The organism is Pseudonocardia sp. EV170527-09 (assembly GCF_008369905.1).
Taxonomy (GTDB): domain Bacteria; phylum Actinomycetota; class Actinomycetes; order Mycobacteriales; family Pseudonocardiaceae; genus Pseudonocardia.
On the sequence record NZ_VRMC01000613.1, the window covers coordinates 1 to 244 of the forward strand.

The following is a 244-nucleotide window of genomic DNA, read 5'->3' on the forward strand; positions in this document are numbered from 1 at the left end:
ATCACCTCGGGCTTCGCCCATTACAGCCTGTTCTGGTTCACGGTTCTGTCGATCGTGACCCGCGGCGCCCGCTTCTTCATCCTGGCCGGATTGCTTGGACGCTACGGCGTCCAGATTCGGGCCGTGCTCGACCGGCACCTCAACGCGGTTGCGGCGATCTCCGTCGCCGTCATCGTCCTCGGCTTCCTGCTCTTCAAGGTGATCCTGTAGCGATGAATACGGCGGCCGCCCTGCGCCTCAAGAC

Annotated in this window: 1 protein-coding gene; it reads left to right on the top strand. The window is 63.5% G+C overall.

What is annotated here, in order from left to right:
• A partial coding sequence (locus FVA95_RS30285) for a hypothetical protein (protein ID WP_205016106.1) occupies positions 1-210 on the top strand: 210 nt, incomplete at its 5' end.
• Positions 211-244 lie beyond the last annotated feature (34 nt).